The sequence below is a fragment of the Streptomyces sp. NBC_00154 genome, assembly GCF_026342835.1.
Classification (GTDB): domain Bacteria; phylum Actinomycetota; class Actinomycetes; order Streptomycetales; family Streptomycetaceae; genus Streptomyces.
The window spans coordinates 7,373,071-7,392,420 of record NZ_JAPEMI010000001.1; the positions used below are offsets into that span (position 1 = coordinate 7,373,071).

The window sequence follows — 19,350 nt, forward strand, 5'->3', positions numbered from 1 at the left end:
GTGTTTGCCGTGACTGGTGGCCAGCTTCGTCGTTGGTCTGGTTATGGGTGGGGACCTTGCTGATGTCAGGTTGTGGGCCGGGGAACTGAGTGCCGTGCACGAGCGGTTCGTGCACCGGTTCAACCGGCAGGAGCCGCGGGATTCGGCGCTTGCGTATATGCGAGGGCTGATTGCTCCGCTGGAGCGGAAGAACGGCTGGACGCTCGCGGAAGAAGCGGGGCACACGGGTCCTGACCGCATTCACCGGCTATTGAACCGGATCGAGTGGGAGGCGGACGAGGTTCTGGACGACGTGCGCGACTACGTCGTGGAACATCTCGGAGATCGGGACGCTGTCCTGATCGTGGATGACACCGGCTTCCTCAAGAAGGGGACCCGCTCGGCCGGCGTGCAACGGCAGTACTCCGGCACCGCCGGACGCACCGAGAACAGCCAGATCGGCGTCTTCCTCGCCTACGCCACCGCCCGCGGACGCACGCTGATCGACCGCCGCTTGTATCTGCCCACGTCCTGGACCGACGACCGTGAGCGATGCCGGCAAGCCGGCATCGACGACAGCATCGCCTTCGAGACGAAGGTGGCCATGGCCAAGGCGATGGTCCGCCGGGCGATCAGCAACAAGATCCCGTTCGGATGGGTGACGGCGGACGCCGGGTACGGCTACAGCAAGAGCTGGCGCTCTGAGCTGGAACAGGCCGATGTCTTCCATGTCATGGCCACCACCCGGCACGACACCGTCGTCACCCGCTGGGCCATGGACCATCCCGTTCGTGATCTGTTCCCCGGCCTGCCACGGCAGAAGTGGAAACGCCGTTCGTGCGGCGCGGGGGCGCATGGCCCGCGGGTCTATGACTGGGCTCGCGTCGAGGTCCGGCCCTGGCATCGCGAAGACCGCCGGCACTGGGTCATCGCCCGCCGCAGTGTCAGCCGGCCTGAGGAGATCTCCCACTACATCGCCTATTGTCCCGCCGGGACCACGCTGGACCAGCTGATCTCAATAGCAGGCAGCCGGTGGGCTGTTGAGGAGTGCTTCCAGACCGCGAAGCAGGAGTGCGGCCTGGACGACTACCAAGTCCGCCGCTATCCCGGCTGGCATCGCCACGTGACGCTGTCCATGGCCGTCCATGCCTGCCTGACTGTCCTGCGGGCCCGCGAACTCGATACGGAGAAAGCAGAAACGGATCCTCCCAGCTCATCCACCTCAGCCTCGCCGAGATCAGACGCCTGATCACTCGCCTCACCCACCGGCAGCCCCCGCCTGTCGACCACATCCTGCACTGGTCGACATGGCGACGCAGACGACAACACCAAGCCCGCGTCAGCCACCACAAACGACGAGGACACAGCCCATAACACCTGCCCACCAGTCAGAACAAACACCGTTGCAGTACTAGGTCTCGGCTGCGCAGGACTGCTCGCGCTGCCGTCGACTGCCAGCGCAGCAGGAGCCCACACGGTCCAATACAAGACCGGCGCATCGGGCGCCACGGCTGACCAGAGCGAGCCCTGGCTGAAGGTCATCAACTCCGGCAACAGTTCCCTGCAGCTCAGCCAGGTCAAGGTCCGCTACTACTTCAGGGCGGACTCGGCGGACGGCACGTACAGGTTCGCATGTTCCTGGGCGGTCAAGGGCTGTGCCAACGTCACAGGAACCTTCGGAACCCTCGCCCATCCGACCGCCACCGCCGATCGCTACCTCGAGGTCGGCTTCACCTCGGGGGCAGGATCCCTCGCGCCGGGCGCCGACAGCGGAGACCTGCAGCTGCGCTTCTACCAGTCCAACTGGCAGAGTGTGAAGCAGAGCGACGACTACTCCTTCGGAGCCGCACAGAACTCGTACGGAGACTGGAACAAGGTCACCGCCCAGGTCGGCTCAAGCCTCGAGTGGGGCACTGCCCCCGAAGGCAACGACCCAGGCGGCCCCACCGACCCGCCCACCGACCCCCCGGGCGACGGCGCCACGCTCTTCGACGACTTCAACTACACCAGCCACAGCGACGCAAAGCTCTCGGAGCACGGCTGGAACGTACGCTCCAACTCAGGCGGCCCCGGCGTCCCCGGCGCGACATGGTCGCCGCAGAACGTCACCTTCTCCACCGAGAGCGGCAATTCCCTCATGAACCTGGAGACCTCGTCGTCCGGGACCGGCGAGTCCACCAAGCAGACCGAAGTCCTCACAAAGTCGATGAAGTTCAAGTACGGCACCTACGCGGCCCGGGTGAAGTTCAGCGACGCGCCGAAGTCGGGACCCGACGGCGACCACCTCGTCCGGACCTTCTTCACCATCAACGACCTCAAGGCGCCAATGGCCGACGACTACTCGGAGTACGACTTCGAGTATCTGCCCAACGGCGGCTGGGGTGAGACGGGCAATATCCTCTACACAACATCCTGGGAGACGTACAACCCTGATCCCTGGCAAGCCGTCAACCAGCACCACCGCGCGCGCGTACGACGAGGGTGTCGACTACGTCCTGCACGTCAAGGACCAGGTCCTCACCCCCGCCCAGGTGGCCGCCAGGATCAACGCCTACCGGCAGGCAGGCACCACCTTCGAGGACACCGTTCCGGCGAGCTGACCGGTGCAGGAGCGGGCGTACAGAACGGGCGCCCGCTCCTGCAGCCACGTCAGCAGTCCGGGCAGAGCCATATCCGTGACTCCACCACCGTCGCGGACGACGACTGGACAATCGTCACCACGTACCTTCTACCTGGTGGCCGCAAACCGCGTAAACCTCACAGGTCGGGAAACTGGGCAACCCAGTTCTTGACCGGTCACGGAGGCAGCGATGAGTTTTCCCGGCCCGGCAAGTCTCACCACCGTTGTCGACAACACAGGAGGAGCACGTGGCTCAGCTACTGAGAGTCCAGAACTTCAACGTCTCGAGTGACGGGATCGGTGCCGGTGAGGACCAGTCCCTCGAGAGGCCGTTCGGTCATGTCGAGCCCGAGAAACTGTTCGCCTGGGCCGGTGCCACGGCGAGCTGGCCCATGCGCACCGACCCCGGGGGGAGCCGGGGCCTGGACGACTACCTCACGCGGGATTACGCGCGCAACATCGGTGCCGAGATCATGGGCCGCAACAAGTTCGGGCCCCAGCGCGGGCCCTGGCACGACCATGAGTGGCAGGGCTGGTGGGGTGACGAGCCCCCGTTCCGTACCCCGGTATTCGTCCTGACCCACCACAAGCGTCCTTCGTTCACGCTTTCCGACACCACGTTCCACTTCGTCGACGGCGACCCTGCCACGGTCCTCGAGCAGGCCCGGGAGGCGGCGCAGGGCAAGGACGTCAGACTCGGCGGCGGGGGCACCACCATCAGAGAGTTTCTCGACGCCGACCTCGTCGACACCATGCATGTGGCGGTCTCGCCGGTGAAGCTCGGGTCCGGAGTACGACTCTGGGAGTCCCCCGATGAGCTGCTCGACCGGTTCCACCTGGAGGTCGTTCCCAGCCCGAGCGGGGTGAAGCACCACCTGTTCTGGCGAAAGTGACCGGTCCTCAGGGCTGGCCCCGACCGGCTGTTTTGCCTCCCGGGGCTGCCCTGAGGCGGGCCGTCGAGTCGCGCCACGGGCGGTCAGCCGGGCGCCTTCGACGCCAGGGCGGTAATAGAAGCTCTCGATGTTGCAGTGCGCGTCGAAGGCGATCCACCGGTCGGTCTCCACCCTGGCACGGTTGTCCCTGCAGGTGGGTCTGCGGCACGAACGCTTCCACCGGGGCCATGCCCGAGGCCGCGAGGATCTCCGGCTTCCGGTCGGAGACGTAGCGCCGCACCGTCCGGCAGGACACATCGGCAGCGTGCTCCATGACGAGCCGGTGGAAAAAGAGCGGGGGCGCCGAGCGGACACCGGGCCTTCCGGCCGCCTTGCCAGTCGGCCGTGTCAGACGTTGCTCGCTGATCTGGCCTGATCGATCGACCGGACAGCATCTAGTCGGGCGTGCCAGAGACGAGCCGCAGAGTGAGGCGGTCCGCGCCCCACGCTGCCGCCTTGGCAGGGCTCCGGGGCTGTGAAACGCTCGTTTTATGGCATATCTGTCCCGCGTCTGCACATCGATCTCGAACGGGTGAGCCCGGCTGCTTGCGGGAGTCCCCTTGGACCCAGGCTCCCGTTCGGGAGTAAGGAACAGCCATGACGACGACCGAGCACGCTCACGACCGCGACGACCACAGTGACCCGACCTTGTACCGCACTCCGGCGGACGCCGTGGCCGCGCCCCCGGAGAAGCTCGCCTATGTCGTCGGTTTCGACCCGACCGCCCAGCGCGCGGACGCGCTGTTCACCGTCGGCACCGACCCCGAATCCCCCGCATACGGCCGCGTGACCTCCCACGCCGACCTGCCCGGCCTGGGCAACGAACTGCACCACTTCGGCTGGAACGCCTGCTCGAGCGCGCTGGCGCATGCCGGTCATCATCACGCTGCGCGGCGCTACCTCATCGTCCCGGGACTGCGCTCCTCCCGGCTGCACGTCTTCGACACCAGCCCCGATCCCGCCCGCCCGCGCCTGGTCAAAGTGGTCGAGCCCGAGGAATTGGCAGCCAAGGCCGGATACTCGCGTCCGCACACACTTCACTGCGGCCCTGACGGAGTGTTCCTGTCCTGCCTGGGCGGCGCGGACGGTGCGGACGGGCCTGGCGGCGTCGCGCTTCTCGACCACGAAAGCTTCGAAGTGCTGCGAGCCTGGGAGAGCGACCGCGGACCGCAGCGGTTCGCCTACGACGTCTGGTGGCATCTGCGCCAGAACATCGCCGTGACCAGCGAGTGGGGGACCCCATCGATGATCGAGGACGGCCTTGTTCCCGAACTGCTGCTGGGTCGCCAGTACGGCCACTCGCTGCACTTCTGGGAGCTGGACTCCGGTCGGCACCTGCAGCGTGTCGATCTGGGGGATGAGAACCAGATGGTGCTGGAGCTGCGTCCCGCGCACGACCCCGAGGCAGCGTGGGGGTTCGCAAACACCGTGGTCAACGTGGAGGACCTGTCGGCGTCGGTGTGGCTGTGGAACCGGGCGGGCGAGGACTTCGTGGTCCGTAAGGTGATCACCATCCCTGCCGAGCCCGCGCAAACGGAGGACCTGCCCCCGGCGCTGCAGCCGTTCGGCGCCGTGCCCCCATTGATCACCGACATTGATCTGTCGGTGGACGACCAGTGGCTGTATGTATCCGCTTGGGGAACCGGGGAGCTGCTCCAGTACGACGTGAGCGACCCGTTCCATCCGAGGCAGACCGCGTCCATGCGTCTCGGCGGCATCGTCGGCCGACAGCCGCATCCCGCGGAGCCGGACATTCCGCTGACCGGTGGAGCGCAGATGGTCGAACTCAGCCGCGACGGGCGGCGTGTCTACCTGACGAACTCCTTGTACTCCGCCTGGGACGCGCAGTTCTATCCGGCGGGAATCGACCCGTGGATGGTCAAACTCGATGCCGACACCTCGCACGGCGGACTCTCCGTCGACAGCCGATTCTTCCCGCACGGCCCGGACTTCCTGGGCTTGCGCGTGCACCAGACGCGCCTGCAAGGCGGCGACGCCTCCTCGGATTCGTACTGCTACCGCCGCTGACCGCTTGCGCTCCGCGACTGCCCGATCATGGAACTGCGCAATGAGTTCCGAGATATGAGACTTGACTCTCACAATATGTGAGAGGAAACTCTCACGTTATGGATTCTGGTAATCGTCTGGGCGATATCGAGATCACTGATCCGCAGGCGATGCGGGCGCTGGCGCACCCGGTGCGGCTGGCGATCCTCGAACGCCTTCAGCGGCACGGGCCGGCGACGGCGACGCAACTCGCGCCTGATGTGGGGGCAACCCCGTCGGTGACCAGCTGGCATCTGCGGCATCTGGCGGGCTTCGGCCTGGTCCGCGACGCCGAGCCCGGCCCGGACCGTCGCCAGCGGCGGTGGGAGGCGGTGGCGCGCGGCTTCCGGTTCGAGGTGCCGGAGGACCCGGACGACGAGGAGGGCAGGTCGGCCGCGCGGGTCCTGTCCCGGGAGATGTTCCTGCGCTCGGGAGACCTGCCGAACCGGTGGGCTGCCGAGGTCGAGCCCAAGCTCGAACCGGCGTGGGGGCGGCTTGCGGGTCTGGCCAACACCCGCGTCGTCGTCTCCGCTGACGAACTCGCCGCCATCGAGGACGCGATCGAACGCGTCCTCGCGCCCTACGTGACGCGTGACGAGGCCGCGTGCCCGGCCGACGGCCGTGGTGTTCGGCTGCTGCGTTACGTCCTGCCCGAGGGCGCCGAGGATCACACCGGCGGGACGTCATGAGCGCCACGGACCAGGCATTACCCGTATCGCTGTGGCGTGATCAGCGGTTCCGCCGTTTCTGGGCCGGCCAGTCGATCTCGCAGTTCGGCGACCGGATCACCGAACTGGCCCTGCCACTGATTGCGGTGGGGGCGCTGCACGCTTCGGCGAACGAGGTGGCATGGCTGACCGCGCTCATCTGGACCCCGAACCTGCTCGCGATCGTCCTGGGTGCCTGGGTGGACGACCGTGTCCACAAGCGGTGCCTGATGGTTCTCGCCGACCTGGTGCGCGCCGCAGTACTGCTCTCCCTCCCCGCTGCCTATCTGCTGGGGGCGGTGACGCTGAGTCAGTTGTATGCCGTGGCGTTACTGACCGGCGCCGCAGGGGTGCTGTTCAACACCGCCTATCCGCCTTTCTTCGCCCACCTGGTGCCCCGGTCGTCCTACGTCGACGCGAACAGCAAGCTCAGTGCCAGCCGGTCAGCGTCATACGTCGCCGGACCGGCGATCGGTGGTGCTCTGGTCCAGGCGTTGACCGCTCCCGTCGCGGTCGTCGTCGACGCCCTGACGTTCCTGGCCTCCGCGATTCTGGTCGGTCGGGTCTCGATCGACGAACCGCCGGCCGAGCCTGACCGAGCGACACCCCCGCTGCTGCGGCGTGCCAGGGAGGGACTGGCGTTCGTCGTCCGTCACCCGGTGCTGCAGGCGAGCCTCGGGTGCGCGGCGACCGTCAACTTCTTCACCTTTGTCGCGGGCAGTGGACTGATCGTGCTGTTCGCCAACCGGAACCTCGGGCTGACCGCTGGAGTCATCGGCATGGCGTTCGGGATCGGCGCCACCGGCTCGCTCCTTGGTGCGGTGATCGCCCCGAAGGTCTCGCGCAGGCTCGGCGTGGGCCGCAGCATCGTCGTGGGCGCTGTGTTGTTCCCGGCGCCGATCGCCATCGCCGCTGCTGCGGGCGGCCCCCTCTGGGCTCGCGCCGGAGCCTTGGCCCTGGCCGAATTCCTCTCCGGCGTCGGCGTCATGCTCTTCGACGTCAACCTCAACTCCCTTCAGGCAGACGTGATCCCCGATGGCATGCGCAGTCGCGTCGCCGGCGCGTACAGCACGATCAATTACGGCATACGCCCTGTGGGCGCCGTCCTCGGCGGCCTCCTCGCCACCCTCATCGGCCTCCGGGCCACCCTCCTCATCGCTGCCGTCGGTGGAGCGCTGTCGCTGCTCTGGCTGCTGCCCTCGCCGATACCACGCATCCACTCCCTGACTCCCGACAATCCGGTAGCTCCAGACAGCGACACGGACTCGGACGCGCGACCATTGCCTTCCTGACCCGCCGCGGAACCATCCGGGTCGGAGTGGAGACCTCCCGAACCCGACGGCCGGCACGTACGTGCCGGGCCGCGGTCGCCCGGTTCAGCTGAGTGTTTTGTGGAGGGCGTCGAGGCCGTCGCGGTAGATCCCGGTGAACAGGGTGACTACCTCGTCCTCGCCCGTCCCTTGGGGGGTGAACCGTCCGGACCACTGCACCTCGGCTACGTCTTTCCGACCGGGCACTTCATGCACGCGCAGGGTGGAGATGTAGCCGACGACCGGGAAGGGCGCTTCGAGGATGGCGTAGCTGTAGTGACGTTCCGTTTCGTTGAAATCCACGAGGCGCTCAACGATGGCCTCTCCATCCGGGTTGGCGAGCCTGCGGACGCGGCCGCCCTCCAGAGCAGTGCTCTCGGGGATGTAGGGGAGCCAGTCGGGCAGCGAATCGAAGCCGCCGATCAGCTGCCACACGCGCTCGGGGGAGGCCGGTACGACCCGGCTTACTGATGTCGATGTCATGATCTTTCTCCAGAACTCGTTTGTTCTTCGGGAACGGTGGTTGCGTAAGAACTCAGGCGTTGCCCGGGAGCGGCGCCTGGGGGCTGACCAGGCCGGCCTTGCGGAGTTCGGCCCAGAAGTCGGCCGGGACGTTCTCGTGCAGCGCGGAGAGGTCTTCGGCGATGCGGCTGGGCTTGGTGGCGCCGGGGATGACGGCGGCGGTGACCGGGTGGGCGAGGGCGAACTGCAGGGCTGCGGCCTTGATGCTCACGTCGTGCCGGTCGGCGATGTCCTTGATCCGCCGGACCTTTTCGATGATCTCCGGGGGTGCGTCCTGGTACTCGAAGTGGGTGCCGCCGGCCAGGATGCCGGAGCTGTAGGGGCCGCCGACGACCATGTCGGCTCCGTGCTCGGCGGCCATGGGCAGCAGCCGCTGAAGGGCGTGTTCGTGGTCCAGCAGTGAGTAGCGACCGGCGAGGAGGAACCCGTCGGGCTGCGGCTCATCCAGGGCAAGGGTCAGCTCGATGGGCTCGGTCCGGTTGACGCCCAGCCCCCACGCCTTGATGACGCCCTCATCCCGCAGCCGGGACAGCACGCGGAAGGCTCCGGTGCGGGCCTCCTCGAACTTCTGCAGCCACAGGTCGCCGTGGAAGTCCTGGGCGACGTCGTGCACCCAGACGATGTCGAACCGGTCCACGCCCAAGCGCTTCAGGCTTCCCTCGATCGAACGCTCGGTGGCCTCGGCGGTCCACTCGTGCACGATCTTGTTGGGGCTCCCGTGCTCGAACAGGCCGCCCTTCTCGCCGAAGTCACGAGAACCCGTCTCGAGCTCGTCCAGGATCACGCGGCCCACCTTCGTGGACAGGACGTACTGGTCCCGGTCCTTTCCGGCGAGAGCAGCACCGAGGCGTGTCTCGGACAGACCCGCGCCGTAGAACGGGGCCGTGTCGAAGTAGCGGATGCCCTGGTCCCATGCGGCCTGGACAGTCGCGGCGGCCTCCTCATCCGGGATGGCGCGGAACATATTGCCCAAGGGCGCAGTGCCGAAACCAATACGGTCGGGAAGGAGAGATGTGATGCTCATGGCAGGTCCTTGTACAGAGGGGAAGCCGGAATTCCGGCCCTTCAGCCGGTCCGTCGTTGTTTCCTCTTCGACATTAAGATGGGGATATCAGACTGTCCAAGACTTCCTTGGGCACACTTGAGTCCCTTGAGGTCTTACATGCTTGACCTGCGGCAACTTCGCTACTTCATCGCCGTGGCCGACACCGAACACGTCGGCCGCGCCGCAGAACAGCTCCACATCTCGCAGTCCCCGCTCAGCCGACAGATCGCCCAGCTCGAGAAGAAGCTCGGCCTCACCCTGTTCGAGCGCGCCCAGCAGCGCATCCGGCTGACCCGTGACGGTGCAGTGTTCTTGAGCGAGGCCAGAGCGCTCCTGCGCCACGCCGACCGCCTGGAGAACCTCGGCCGCCGGCTGGGCCGCGGGGAAGAGGGAGGCTTGTGCATCGGCTACGCGCCCGACGCCATGCACACGGGTGTGCTTCCCGGTGCGCTGCGCCGCCTGCAGGAGGAGCGTCCCGGTATTCACGTCGCTCTGTACAACATGGCCGCCTCGGAGCAGTTCGAAGGGCTGCGCCAGCGCAGCCTCGACATCGCCCTGGTACGGGAACCACCAGACAGCGACGATCCTGTGCTGCGGGCAGCGCCCCTGCTGGAGGACCCCTTGCTGCTCGTCCTTCCGGCCGGCCATCCGCTGGCCGCACAGGACGCGGTCACGGCTCAGGACCTGGACAGTCAGCCATGGATCGCCATCGAGGAAGAGGGCGATCCGGGATGGCGGGACGCGTTCGTCGCTTCATGTGTTGCCTCCGGCTTTACCCCCGACATCCGGCTCGACGCTCCGGAGCCTCTGACAGCGCTGGGCCTTGTCGCCTCCGGCCTTGGCCTGGCTCTGGTGCAGAAGAGCATGGTGCGAGGTGTGACGGATGCTGTGGTGGTACGTGAACTGCCCTGGCACGAGGCGTCCGTTCACCTGTGGGCCGTCTGGCACGACATCGACCTGCGCCCGGTTGTCTCCTCGTTCCGCGAGACGGTGCTGTCGCACGAGACGCGGAGCGAGGAACCGGTGGCTGGCTCTGCGACGTGAGGACGGCGACCTGTGCCCGGTGGGTGTCTGTGCTGCTCGGGCGTGCCCTTCGGATCATCTGATCGTGGGTTTGGGCATGGCCTTAACCGACCTGCAATGGGCTCGGATTGAGCCTTTGCTTCCCGACCGGATGCCGAAGCGGGGTGGACGGTGGCGTGATCACCGGTAGGTGATCGACGCGATCGCGTTCAAGCACCGCACCGGTCGCCCGCGGACGGTCCTGCCCGAGAAGTTCGGCTCGTGGAAAGGTGTCCACAACCGCCTGCGCAAATGGGCCGCCGACGGCACCTGGGAGAAGGCCTTCACCACCTTGCTCGCCCGTGCCGACAGCGACAGTGATCTCAACTGGATCGTCGCGGGGCTCCGGGCGGCCAAGTCATTTGAGCCATCAGACGGCGACAAGCTCATAGCCATACCCGGAACCCCTGGTCCCGACGATCCTACGAATGACCGCCTCAGACCCACGCCTTGGAAGGTAGGACCTAGCTCAACCGGACGGCGTGACCGAGGACCACACGCCCATCCACTGTTCGGCGCCCCACGCCTCGTACCGTTGCACTTCGGTGAACCCCAGCCTGGCCGCGAGGCGCATCGAGCGGTCGTTGGCGGTCTGGGTGCAGAGCACCACCGGCTCGCCGGGGAGTACGTCGGCGAACCAGTCGAGTGCCGCCGCGCACGCCTCGGCGGCGTACCCGCGTCCCCATGCCTCCGGTAGGAACAGGTAGCCGAGTTCGACCTCCCCGGCATCCGGACGGACATGACTCCGACGCTCCGCGTCACGCCGGTTGAGCTCGATGGTGCCGATCATCGCTCCGTCGAGATCGATCACGAAAAGGCCAAGGCGCCGCCCGGGCACCTCAGGCACCGCGCGCTCGAGCTCATCACGCGGTCGAGGGCCACCGAGGTAGGTGCGCACCTCAGGCGAGGCGAACAGCTCGATGAACGCCGCACGGTCCCGGGCCTCGGACTCGCGGAGCACGAGTCGTTCGGTCCTTATCGGGGCAGGCGGCCAGGCGACGGGTCCGAGTCCAGTCATGGCGGGCAACCTATCGCACGAACGTGAGAGTGATCCGAGAGAGATGGCCTAGGCGCCGCATTTGGCGTGCTGGGACTTCGAAGCGCTGCTGTGCTCCCTTGCGGTGTCCTGGACCGCCCCCGGCTCAACCGTCGGGGCCGTTCCGGCGGCTGTGAGGGCGAGTGGTATATCAGCCCAAGGAGCCCAAGCCGGCGCCGCGGAGTATCCCCGATCAGGCGTTCAACGACCTGTTCGCGACCTTGTCTTGCAGCAGGGATCGGGCTCTGGCCGCGTTCTGCATCTCGACCGGCGCTCGAGCGTCGGAGTTGCTCGGTGTCCGTCAGGGTCTGGTCGTTCCGGAGGAGCAGGAGATCCGATACCTGGTCCCGAAGGGGCCGGACGAGGATTTGTGGTGGACGCTGCGCCGGCCGTCTCGGCCGCTGACTTACGACGCGGCTCGGATGGTGTTCGGGTCAAAGCCCGGAGGGACCAGCGGACCCGGACCCAACTACCGCTGCTATGGCGAGCCGTCGAGCAGCAGCGCAAGGACGCTGAACAGCGGGGATGAGGCCGCGTTTCTCCTCGGTACGCCGGACGTCCGCCTGTCCGCCGGCCGATCGAACTCGCGTGAGACGCGGCGGTGAAAGACCCGAGCCGCCCAGGCGTCGATTCTCGCACGCTCTTCTGCCGGTGAGGGGACGTCAGGACGATGCCGGGCACTACCCGCCGGGTCAGCGTACTAACGGCATGGGCTGTATAGGTAAAGCCAGATCTCTCGACCCTCATCGTCGATCTCGGGCTCACTGGACTCCCGAATGTAGTGGGCATCGACACTGTCAGGATCGTCATCCCACGGCTCAAGGTCCCACTCATCGCCGAGAGTCGGCCGCATACGCCACAACCTGGCCAAGGACGAGCCCGTGGAGACGACGTAAGCCCCCGCCTCTATGATGGACCGATGGCGTCGATCAAGCAGATCCAAGTCACCTTCGACTGCGCAAAACCTGAGCGCGTCGCTCGTTTCTGGTGCGAGGTGTTGGGGTACGTCGTACCGCCGCCACCGGAGGGGTTTGCTACTTGGGACGATTTCGATCGCGCACTGCCGCCTGAGCATCAGGGTTCAGCGTTCGCATGCATTGACCCCTCAGGTGTGGGCCCGCGACTGTTCTTCCAGCGCGTTCCCGAAGGCAAGGTCGTCAAGAATCGGCTGCATCTTGACGTACGGGTCGGTATCGGGCTCGTGAGTGAAGAGCGCCTGGCCGTACTTGAGGCCGAATGCGCACGACTGGTCGCCCTCGGCGCGGTACGCGTGCGACTACTGCCTGCCGATGGCCACAACGAGTCGTGCCTCGTGATGCAGGATGTCGAGGGCAACGAGTTCTGTCTCGACTGAGTGGCCGCGAACGTGGCACCTTCGCGAGTCGAGTGGAGCGTCGGTGGTGTGGGCGCGAGAAGGGTTAGTCGTCGGCTGCGACGAGCAGAGTGAGTGTGGCTGTGGAACGGTCGATAAGGACCAGTTCGAGGTAGTCGATATGATGGGGCCATAGTCGTGGAACGCGTCTTCGGGGAGCTGCCCCATCACGTATCGGCTGGTCGCTGTGCGGATCGGGGTGTAGATCTCCTGCCGCACGCGTGATTCGAGTTGCTCCGGAACGTCGCTGTGCTGGCTGACCCACGAGCGGAGTGGTGGGCTGCGCCCGCAACGCTCCGAGGTAATCACACACTCGCCCGTGCCGGACCCTGGAGGTGCGGGTGAGACCGGTACCCCTGGTACTCGCCGGATGCCCCAGATTCCCCCTCAGCCGGTGGGTGGATTCTTGCCCCTTGACCACTCGGTGAGCGCACGAGCCCAACCGCATCGTGGTGTCGGTCGGCGTCGGCGAGTCCGACAGCCACGAGAGGCAGTGCATCTTGAGCATCGCCCTCGGGAAGGCTGCGGACGACCACCAGTGTCATGTGGGGTGTGTCGCCGTCGGCCCCGGTTGATCGCAGGATGTGGCTCAGTAGGTATGGCAGCCTGATCCCGTCCTCGCGGAAAGTCTGATCACGGAGTTCTTCCGGCCCTGCTCAACGCTGCCCGAGGTTTGTCCGGCCAGCCTTACGCCTTTTCCACGGGGGTGGCCGGCCGTGTCGCGTAGCGATTGCGCATCGCGTCGCTGGCTGCGGGGCCGGCGGTGAACACGTAGGCGCCGCTGTCGTCGAGTCGGCGGCCGGTCTTGGCGTCAACGACGACGGGCTCGACTTCCTCACCGCTGTGCGCATCGATGAGGATCATGCTGCGCTCCGTCGGCGTGAGGCGGGAGTTGCCCCACGCGGCCAGGGTGACGATCACCGGGCGCAGGGAGTGCCCGAGTTCGGTCAGGACGTACTCGTGCCGGACGGGACTGGTCTGGTATGGGCGGCGCTCCAGCAGACCGTCCGTGACGAGGGTCTTCAGCCGGGTGGTGAGCATGCTGGAGGAGATGCCCAGGTTCTCCTGGAACTGGTCGAAGCGGGTGTAGCCGTCGAAGGCGTCGTGAAGGATCAGCAGCGTCCACCACTCGCCGACGTGTTCCACCGTCGTCGACAGCGGGCACTCCCGGTCCTCCAGTCTGATCCGGCTTGCCACGGCGACCATCCCCTCGGTTACTGCTAAAGTCGAAGTTAGTAGCTTCCATTTTAGCAGTAACCGAGGGGGCGGTGTCTCGTGTGCCCGCACCCGGAAACGGAACGTACCGTGACCACATCCATCAGCGATTCCCTCGAAGACCGGCGGGCTCTGGTCACCGGCGGCACCAAGGGCACCGGGGCCGCCATCGCTCGACGCCTCACCCAGGCCGGTGCGACCGTGATCGTCACAGCCCGCAGCCGCCCCCATGACGTCGAGGAGAAGACCTTTATCGCCGCCGACCTGTCCACCGCCGAAGGCGCCGCCCACGTGGCCGCCGAGGTGGACGCCCGCGTGGGTGGCGTCGACATCCTGGTCAATGCCCTCGGCGGCTCCGAGGCGCCGGCCGGCGGGTTCGCGGCGCTCGGCGAGGACGACTGGGCAAGGGAGCTGAACACGAACCTGCTGGCCGCCGTCCGCCTGGACCGCGCTCTGCTCCCGCACATGATCACCAAGGGCAAGGGCGCGATCGTGCACGTCACCTCGATCCAGCGCCGCATGCCGTTGTGGAACGGAACCCTGGCCTACGCCGCCGCCAAAGCCGCCCTGACCACCTACAGCAAAGGTCTGGCCAACGAGCTAGCCTCCCGCGGCATCCGCGTCAACACCGTCTCACCCGGCTTCGTCCAGACGTCGGCTGCCGACGACCTCGTTTCCCGGATCGCCTACGACGCCGGCATAACCCAGGAAGCGGCGCTGGCCCGCCTCATGGACTCCCTGGGAGGTATCCCGCTCGGCCGTCCCAATCAGCCTGAGGAAGTCGCCGAGCTCGTCGCCTTCCTCGTCTCCGACCGCGCCTCGGCCATCGTCGGCGCCGAACACGTCATCGACGGCGGCACCACCCCCACCGTCTGAACCAGCCACCACCATGAGGAGTGTCGTGCACGACAACCACCCCCGGACCATCACGCCGGACGCCTTGCCCGAAGTGATCACCCGGTATCTCGAAGCGCACCACGCCCACGACACCGCCACCGCAGTCACGGCGTTCACCGGCGACGCCACAGTGATCGACGACGGCAACACCTACCAGGGCACCGCCGCGATCGAGCGGTGGCTGGGCCGATCCGCCACCGAATTCACCTATACCGCCCACCTCACCGGCGCCCAACAGACGGACACGACCCACTACACCGCCACGCACCACCTCGAAGGCAACTTCCCCGGCGGCACCATCGATCTGCGCTATCAGTTCACGCTCCACGACGACCTCATCGAACACCTCGCCATCGAACCCTGAGTCCGCTCCCACACCACCTGTTGCCGCCTTCGGGAGAAGCCCCGCTCATCCTGGACCGATCCGTCGCAGCCGGCCCCCGACCAAGGGGCAGCCCTTCAGTTCGGCATCCACCCGCAGATCAGAACGTGCACGCCTGAGGAATCAAGGCGAGCAACTCGGCGGCCATCCTCAGCACAGGGTGTCAGCGAGAGGAGTGCCGGTTCGTGTGCTGCGATTCGACATGCGTGCAGCTGGGTTTGGGCGCGGGGGCGGAACTTGGGTCCCTTGGCGCAGCGCCAGGCCCACCGACTGGACGGCTCACCTGCAAGCGCGGCGGACACCAACCTCCATGGCCGGACGGGCTGACTACTGAGGCCGGCTAGGCTCAGCGAACGCCGGTTTCCTTCGCTGTCCCTCAGGGGTGAAAGTGAAGGACTGGCGGAACGGGCCTTCGCTGTAGCGCACGGCGAGAAGGAGCACTTGCTCATGCCCGGGCGGCCACGATTCGCCGCCTGGTGCACTGCCGTTCCACAGGTGGAAGGTCACCGTCGGATGTCCCGGGTCGACGGAGCGTCAGGTTCAGCTGGTCGGCAAGGTGGTTGCGTATCTCTTCCGAGGGCGCAAGCAAGCTGGGCGGGATCACCTCCACAGTTTCTCTCATTGCGGGCAGGCTGCCGCCCGTATCCATGCGGCCCCTCGGTGACGTCCTCGACTCCGGGGCGGGCAGCGACGCTCAACTCACCGTTGCGGCCGACCTCCTGCAGTCCGCCGCACGCGGAGACCACCCGCCGAGCTCACCGAGCCGCTCCGAGCGCTGGTTGCGAGCCTGCCCTGACCTCGTCCGAACGGCTTCGCAGGTCTCGTGGCCTGCTAGCACACATTCGAGCTGGAGTCGGTATTCGCTGTGGAATCGAAGGCGTCACCGCGCCCCTGCGTCTTAGAATGCATGGGTCGAATCGGTGATCAACTGGCAAATCCGGATGCCGCAAGGGCAGCTGACGTGCCAGCATGCAAGGGCGCGATGGCCGGACACGGCTGGGCTGAAGAGTTTCGCCTGTACGGCCCGGGAGAGAGAACGCATCGTGCAAGACCTTCCACCACCTGACGCGTCTTGCCGCGGACACCGCATCCGAAGGGGCAGCAGGCTCTCTCCCCGTCGGCGCTGTCAGGTCGGCGTTTCTGCGGCCAGCTCCTTCTTCCTTTGCCGATAGGCCCGCATGGACGCCTGGGAGCCGCATTTCGGACCGCAGTAGACGCCAGAGCTGTTCCGCGTCCGGTCGAAAAAGCAGAAGTGACATGGCTGGTTCCGGCACGCCCGCACCCTGTCCCACAAGCCCGCCTGGGCGAGTTCGGTAACGCTCGCCAGTACGGTGCCGAACAGCCCGGGGACGTCGGTCTGCGTGGTCTCCAAAGACGCCCCCGAGGCGGTGACGACCGTTACCAGTGGATGCCGGGACGCGACACGGCGCAGGTGCTCCTCCGCCTGAGCGAGTACCTCGGGTGTGATGTCCTTGTCGCCTGAATGAGCGAGCAGCACGGTGATCAAGGCGTCGCGCAGTGCGCGTGCACCGGCTGCGTCGGCCTCTGTGACGCGGGTGGTCTGCGAGCCCAAGGCGTTTTCCAGCAGCCATGCGTGCATGACCTCGGCGCTTGCGAAGCGCTCTGCCAACCGGTGGGGGCCTGCGGTGTGCGTGTTGACGAATTGCAGGACGACATCAGCCGCCGACGGTTGGGTCAGCGGGCTCTGCTCGCTTTTGCGCGCGACCATTGTCGGCCTCCTTGATCGAAGGAAGGCTAGACCATCCAGCGTTACCTCCGAAACCATTACGGTGGCAATTTTCTTCCCGCGAGGGACATCTCCCCCGAGCGCGGAGCGGAGCCCGGAGTTGTTCGCCGGGTAACCCGGCGATGCCACGCTGCCGTACCGGGGCGGTGAAGAAGTTGCGCGGAGCTCGCGAGGGGTACCCGGTGAAGGCGTGGGTGATTGTGGCGCAGTGCCGTTGCGGACTGGCGAGGGCCGCCTTCCGGTCGATCGAGGCGCCGCTTTCGTCGGTGCACAGCACGACGGTCTGATGCGCCCCGGCGGGCGCCCGGCCGCGATGTCGGCGGAGGTGGTCATGCCGCCCGCAGCCATGCAGCTTGCGCAGGAGCCTTCAGGTTCTGAGCGTGGCCTGACCGAGCGCACTGGTCGTGACGTGGGCGATGCTGGCGACCCTGCTGACCTTCGGACAGCCTGTTCCAGCGGCTGCGGTGCGGAATCCGCACGGTGCCGCCAGCACCTTGACAGCCCTTGTCGACCCGGCAGGGCACGTACGCCCGACTGTGTCAGGGCGTCAATGGCGCCATCGGTGCGGATGGCACGGGCGGCATGCACCGCGCCGCGCGTCGCGGGTCGGAGCCACCGCGGGTTTCGGAGTGGATCGGTGAGGACCTGGACGGTGGTGCCGTGCCTTTTGTGCCTGCCGGAGTCTCTCCGCACTACCCGATGCGTTGCTGCTGCACCTGGTTCGAGCCGGTCACTAGGGATATTGCATGTTGCGAGCTAACTGCCTATGGTCATAACCAGCGTCGGCCCCTCGCATCCGGGCGGCCACGAGCTGGTCGGCAAACAGTCACACCGGGGCGGTGGCGCGTAATCGGGTGCGCGCAAGGGGCGCCGCCGGCGGTGGGCGGCGCCCCTTGCGGATATGTCAGCCGACCTTGAGGGTCAGGGCTGCGGTGTGCAGCTTCCCGCCGGTCTGGAACTGAAGGAACAGCCGCCAGTTTCCGGAGGTCGGCAGTTCCGCGTTGAAGGACAGTTCCGGCCCGCCGTGGTCACCTTTGACCTCGGTGGTCGGGTGGAGGTGGGCGAACGCGATGTCGCCCTCGTGGAAGGCGGTCAGGTGTGCGTAGGTGTCGAGGTAGGGCTGGAGGTCGGTGACCGGCTTGCCGTCCTTGGTGACAGTCACGGTCATCGGGTGCGCCATGCCGGCCATCGGCTCGCCTTTGACGGTCACGGTGTACCCGTCGACCTCGGCGGACTTGGCGGCGGCAGGCAGCGCGGTCTTGGTCTCGCTGCCAGGGACGGTGACCGTGCGGGAGAGAACGAACGCCGTGCCCTTGCCGGCCCCGCTGTCGGGGGTGAAGGAGGTGAACATCCGCCAGGAACCGGACGCGAGAGAAGACAGGTTCGCCCTCCAGGTGCCGTCGTTGGTCATGGTCGGGTGGATGTGCTGGAAGCCGGTCAGGTCGGAGCGGATGGCGTAGAAGTGCATCCGCTCGGTCTGGTCGACGGCGAAGTCCGTAACCGGCTTGCCGTCCGGGCCGGTGACCGTGAACCGGTAGGCGGCCGCCTCGCCCGCCGCCAGGGTCGCGCCCTCGCCAGTGAGGCGGTAGCCGTCCTTGGTGTCGGACAGGCCGTTCCCGGCGGCCATGTGGTCCATGCCGGGCATGTCTCCCATCGAGGGCGACGCCTTCGCGGACGCTGACGGCTTGGCGCCGTGGTCCATCCCCGGCATAGAGGAGGCGGAGGAGTCGTTGTTGGAGGAGCCGCAGGCGGCGAGGGTCAGTGCCAGGGCGGCGGCGGTGCAGGCCGCAGCGAGGGGACCACGGCGCACCGTGGGACGGGAAGAAGTGGACATGGGTGGTCTTTCCGGGTGGGCGCACCACGCCGGGCGGGCGCGCGGAGATGAGCAGGACACGTCGCCAGGGGCCCGGTAGAACATCCGGGGTCCGGCACTGGGCCTGTCAGGTCCGCGCGATACACACCGTCAGCAGCAGACTTCGCCCGCCCGGTAGGGGTGGTCCGCGCCGCCCCGTCCGGCCGAGGGCCAGCGGCCGGCCCACGAGGAAGGTGGCAGCCAGCACCGCGACGACGGCCAGCAGGCCGCCCGTCGGCAGCGGGATCCGGTCGCGGGCGGGAGTCGAGACGCACATCGCCCCGTCCATCTCCGACGCGCCGGATGCCTGCTGAGCGCCGGCCTGCGTCATCACCGGTGATGACGCAGGCGTCACAAACGCGCGAGCCGCGGACGCCATCACGGGCGTGTCATGGCCTGCGGGCATCGGGGCGGCGGACATTGCGCCGTGGCAGCCTTCGGCGGCAGTCGCCGGGGCGCCATGCATGAGGAACAGGCCGAGCAGGACCGCGCACAGCGCCAGCAGTCGGGCGATGCCCCGCCTGCGCTTCTGTCCGGTGCCCGCCACTGCCTGGTCCTTCCTCATGCCGTCGAGCGCGCCCGTGGGGGCGCGGTGCCGACGATACCCCAGCCCGGTACCCGGCGCG

16 protein-coding genes and 2 pseudogenes are annotated in these 19,350 nt (G+C 67.2%); 11 read left to right on the forward strand and 7 right to left on the reverse strand.

From position 1 onward, the window contains the following. The first annotated feature begins 43 nt into the window (after nt 1-43). The 6 genes and pseudogenes from OHA03_RS33080 (at nt 44) to OHA03_RS33105 (ending at nt 7,576) form a co-directional block, all read left to right on the forward strand. Nucleotides 44-1,228, forward strand: a complete 1,185-nt coding sequence (locus OHA03_RS33080) for an IS701 family transposase (RefSeq protein WP_267007353.1) — start codon at nt 44-46, stop codon at nt 1,226-1,228. Nucleotides 1,229-1,411: 183 nt separating this feature from the next. Beyond that, a pseudogene (locus tag OHA03_RS33085) lies at nt 1,412-2,579 on the forward strand (cellulose binding domain-containing protein). 268 nt (nt 2,580-2,847) lie between these two features. After that, the gene (locus OHA03_RS33090; RefSeq protein ID WP_267007354.1) at nt 2,848-3,492 is read left to right on the forward strand and encodes a dihydrofolate reductase family protein; all 645 of its coding nucleotides are present in this window, start codon (nt 2,848-2,850) and stop codon (nt 3,490-3,492) included. Nucleotides 3,493-4,128: 636 nt separating this feature from the next. Further along, a complete protein-coding gene (locus OHA03_RS33095; RefSeq protein WP_267007355.1) occupies nt 4,129-5,559 on the forward strand; it encodes a selenium-binding protein SBP56-related protein in 1,431 nt (476 codons plus the stop codon). A 98-nt stretch (nt 5,560-5,657) separates the two neighbouring features. Continuing rightward, nucleotides 5,658-6,266, forward strand: a complete 609-nt coding sequence (locus OHA03_RS33100) for a helix-turn-helix transcriptional regulator (protein ID WP_267007356.1) — start codon at nt 5,658-5,660, stop codon at nt 6,264-6,266. Next, nucleotides 6,263-7,576: an MFS transporter gene (locus OHA03_RS33105; RefSeq protein WP_267007357.1), complete on the forward strand. Its 1,314-nt coding sequence runs from the start codon at nt 6,263-6,265 to the stop codon at nt 7,574-7,576. Before OHA03_RS33100 ends, OHA03_RS33105 begins: the two co-directional genes overlap by 4 nt. An 84-nt stretch (nt 7,577-7,660) precedes the next feature. Here OHA03_RS33105 and OHA03_RS33110 read toward each other — a convergent pair whose 3' ends face one another. Then, nucleotides 7,661-8,077, reverse strand: coding sequence for an SRPBCC family protein (locus OHA03_RS33110; protein ID WP_267007358.1), 417 nt, complete (start codon nt 8,075-8,077; stop codon nt 7,661-7,663). Between the two features lie 52 nt (nt 8,078-8,129). Then, nucleotides 8,130-9,140 carry an aldo/keto reductase gene (locus OHA03_RS33115; protein WP_267007359.1) on the reverse strand — a complete coding sequence of 337 codons (1,011 nt, stop codon included), beginning with the start codon at nt 9,138-9,140 and terminating at the stop codon, nt 8,130-8,132. A gap of 138 nt (nt 9,141-9,278) precedes the next feature. Here OHA03_RS33115 and OHA03_RS33120 point away from each other — a divergent pair, with 138 nt between their 5' ends. Together OHA03_RS33120 and OHA03_RS48070 are read left to right on the forward strand one after the other, a co-directional pair. After that, nucleotides 9,279-10,205 carry a LysR substrate-binding domain-containing protein gene (locus tag OHA03_RS33120; protein WP_267007360.1) on the forward strand — a complete coding sequence of 309 codons (927 nt, stop codon included), beginning with the start codon at nt 9,279-9,281 and terminating at the stop codon, nt 10,203-10,205. A 169-nt stretch (nt 10,206-10,374) separates the two neighbouring features. Beyond that, nucleotides 10,375-10,494, forward strand: a pseudogene (locus OHA03_RS48070) (transposase); the annotation flags it as partial. Between the two features lie 198 nt (nt 10,495-10,692). On the opposite strand, the gene OHA03_RS33125 reads toward OHA03_RS48070, so the two are convergent. Continuing rightward, nucleotides 10,693-11,241 (reverse strand): GNAT family N-acetyltransferase, encoded by a 549-nt coding sequence (locus OHA03_RS33125; protein WP_267007361.1) that lies wholly within the window; start codon nt 11,239-11,241, stop codon nt 10,693-10,695. Nucleotides 11,242-12,178: 937 nt separating this feature from the next. On the opposite strand from OHA03_RS33125, the gene OHA03_RS33130 reads away from it, so the two are divergent. After that, nucleotides 12,179-12,613: a VOC family protein gene (locus OHA03_RS33130; protein WP_267007362.1), complete on the forward strand. Its 435-nt coding sequence runs from the start codon at nt 12,179-12,181 to the stop codon at nt 12,611-12,613. Nucleotides 12,614-13,318: 705 nt separating this feature from the next. On the opposite strand, the gene OHA03_RS33135 is transcribed toward OHA03_RS33130, so the two are convergent. Further along, complete coding sequence (locus OHA03_RS33135) at nt 13,319-13,837, reverse strand: helix-turn-helix domain-containing protein (RefSeq protein WP_267007363.1); 519 nt, start codon at nt 13,835-13,837, stop codon at nt 13,319-13,321. A 99-nt stretch (nt 13,838-13,936) separates the two neighbouring features. Between OHA03_RS33135 and OHA03_RS33140 the strand changes: the two genes are divergently transcribed. Both OHA03_RS33140 and OHA03_RS33145 read left to right on the forward strand, forming a co-directional pair. Beyond that, nucleotides 13,937-14,722: an SDR family oxidoreductase gene (locus OHA03_RS33140; RefSeq protein WP_267007364.1), complete on the forward strand. Its 786-nt coding sequence runs from the start codon at nt 13,937-13,939 to the stop codon at nt 14,720-14,722. A gap of 25 nt (nt 14,723-14,747) precedes the next feature. Then, nucleotides 14,748-15,107, forward strand: coding sequence for a nuclear transport factor 2 family protein (locus OHA03_RS33145; RefSeq protein ID WP_267007365.1), 360 nt, complete (start codon nt 14,748-14,750; stop codon nt 15,105-15,107). 1,144 nt (nt 15,108-16,251) lie between these two features. On the opposite strand, the gene OHA03_RS33150 is transcribed toward OHA03_RS33145, so the two are convergent. From OHA03_RS33150 to OHA03_RS33160, 3 genes are all read right to left on the reverse strand, one after another. Then, nucleotides 16,252-16,854, reverse strand: a complete 603-nt coding sequence (locus OHA03_RS33150) for a CGNR zinc finger domain-containing protein (RefSeq protein ID WP_267007366.1) — start codon at nt 16,852-16,854, stop codon at nt 16,252-16,254. 922 nt (nt 16,855-17,776) lie between these two features. Beyond that, entirely contained in the window at nt 17,777-18,706 is a 930-nt protein-coding gene (locus tag OHA03_RS33155) for a hypothetical protein (protein ID WP_267007367.1), read from the reverse strand. A 106-nt stretch (nt 18,707-18,812) separates the two neighbouring features. Further along, complete coding sequence (locus OHA03_RS33160; protein WP_267007368.1) at nt 18,813-19,289, reverse strand: hypothetical protein; 477 nt, start codon at nt 19,287-19,289, stop codon at nt 18,813-18,815. Nucleotides 19,290-19,350 lie beyond the last annotated feature (61 nt).

Bases quoted from the DNA above. Each gene is read 5' to 3' on its own strand.
- OHA03_RS33080 (WP_267007353.1), top strand. From the start codon at position 44: ATGGGTGGGGACCTTGCTGATGTCAGGTTGTGGGCCGGGGAACTGAGT.
- OHA03_RS33095 (WP_267007355.1), top strand. From the start codon at position 4,129: ATGACGACGACCGAGCACGCTCACGACCGCGACGACCACAGTGACCCG.
- OHA03_RS33100 (WP_267007356.1), top strand. From the start codon at position 5,658: ATGGATTCTGGTAATCGTCTGGGCGATATCGAGATCACTGATCCGCAG.
- OHA03_RS33105 (WP_267007357.1), top strand. From the start codon at position 6,263: ATGAGCGCCACGGACCAGGCATTACCCGTATCGCTGTGGCGTGATCAG.
- OHA03_RS33110 (WP_267007358.1), bottom strand. From the start codon at position 8,077: ATGACATCGACATCAGTAAGCCGGGTCGTACCGGCCTCCCCCGAGCGC.
- OHA03_RS33115 (WP_267007359.1), bottom strand. From the start codon at position 9,140: ATGAGCATCACATCTCTCCTTCCCGACCGTATTGGTTTCGGCACTGCG.
- OHA03_RS33120 (WP_267007360.1), top strand. From the start codon at position 9,279: ATGCTTGACCTGCGGCAACTTCGCTACTTCATCGCCGTGGCCGACACC.
- OHA03_RS33125 (WP_267007361.1), bottom strand. From the start codon at position 11,241: ATGACTGGACTCGGACCCGTCGCCTGGCCGCCTGCCCCGATAAGGACC.
- OHA03_RS33130 (WP_267007362.1), top strand. From the start codon at position 12,179: ATGGCGTCGATCAAGCAGATCCAAGTCACCTTCGACTGCGCAAAACCT.
- OHA03_RS33135 (WP_267007363.1), bottom strand. From the start codon at position 13,837: ATGGTCGCCGTGGCAAGCCGGATCAGACTGGAGGACCGGGAGTGCCCG.
- OHA03_RS33150 (WP_267007366.1), bottom strand. From the start codon at position 16,854: ATGGTCGCGCGCAAAAGCGAGCAGAGCCCGCTGACCCAACCGTCGGCG.
- OHA03_RS33155 (WP_267007367.1), bottom strand. From the start codon at position 18,706: ATGTCCACTTCTTCCCGTCCCACGGTGCGCCGTGGTCCCCTCGCTGCG.
- OHA03_RS33160 (WP_267007368.1), bottom strand. From the start codon at position 19,289: ATGAGGAAGGACCAGGCAGTGGCGGGCACCGGACAGAAGCGCAGGCGG.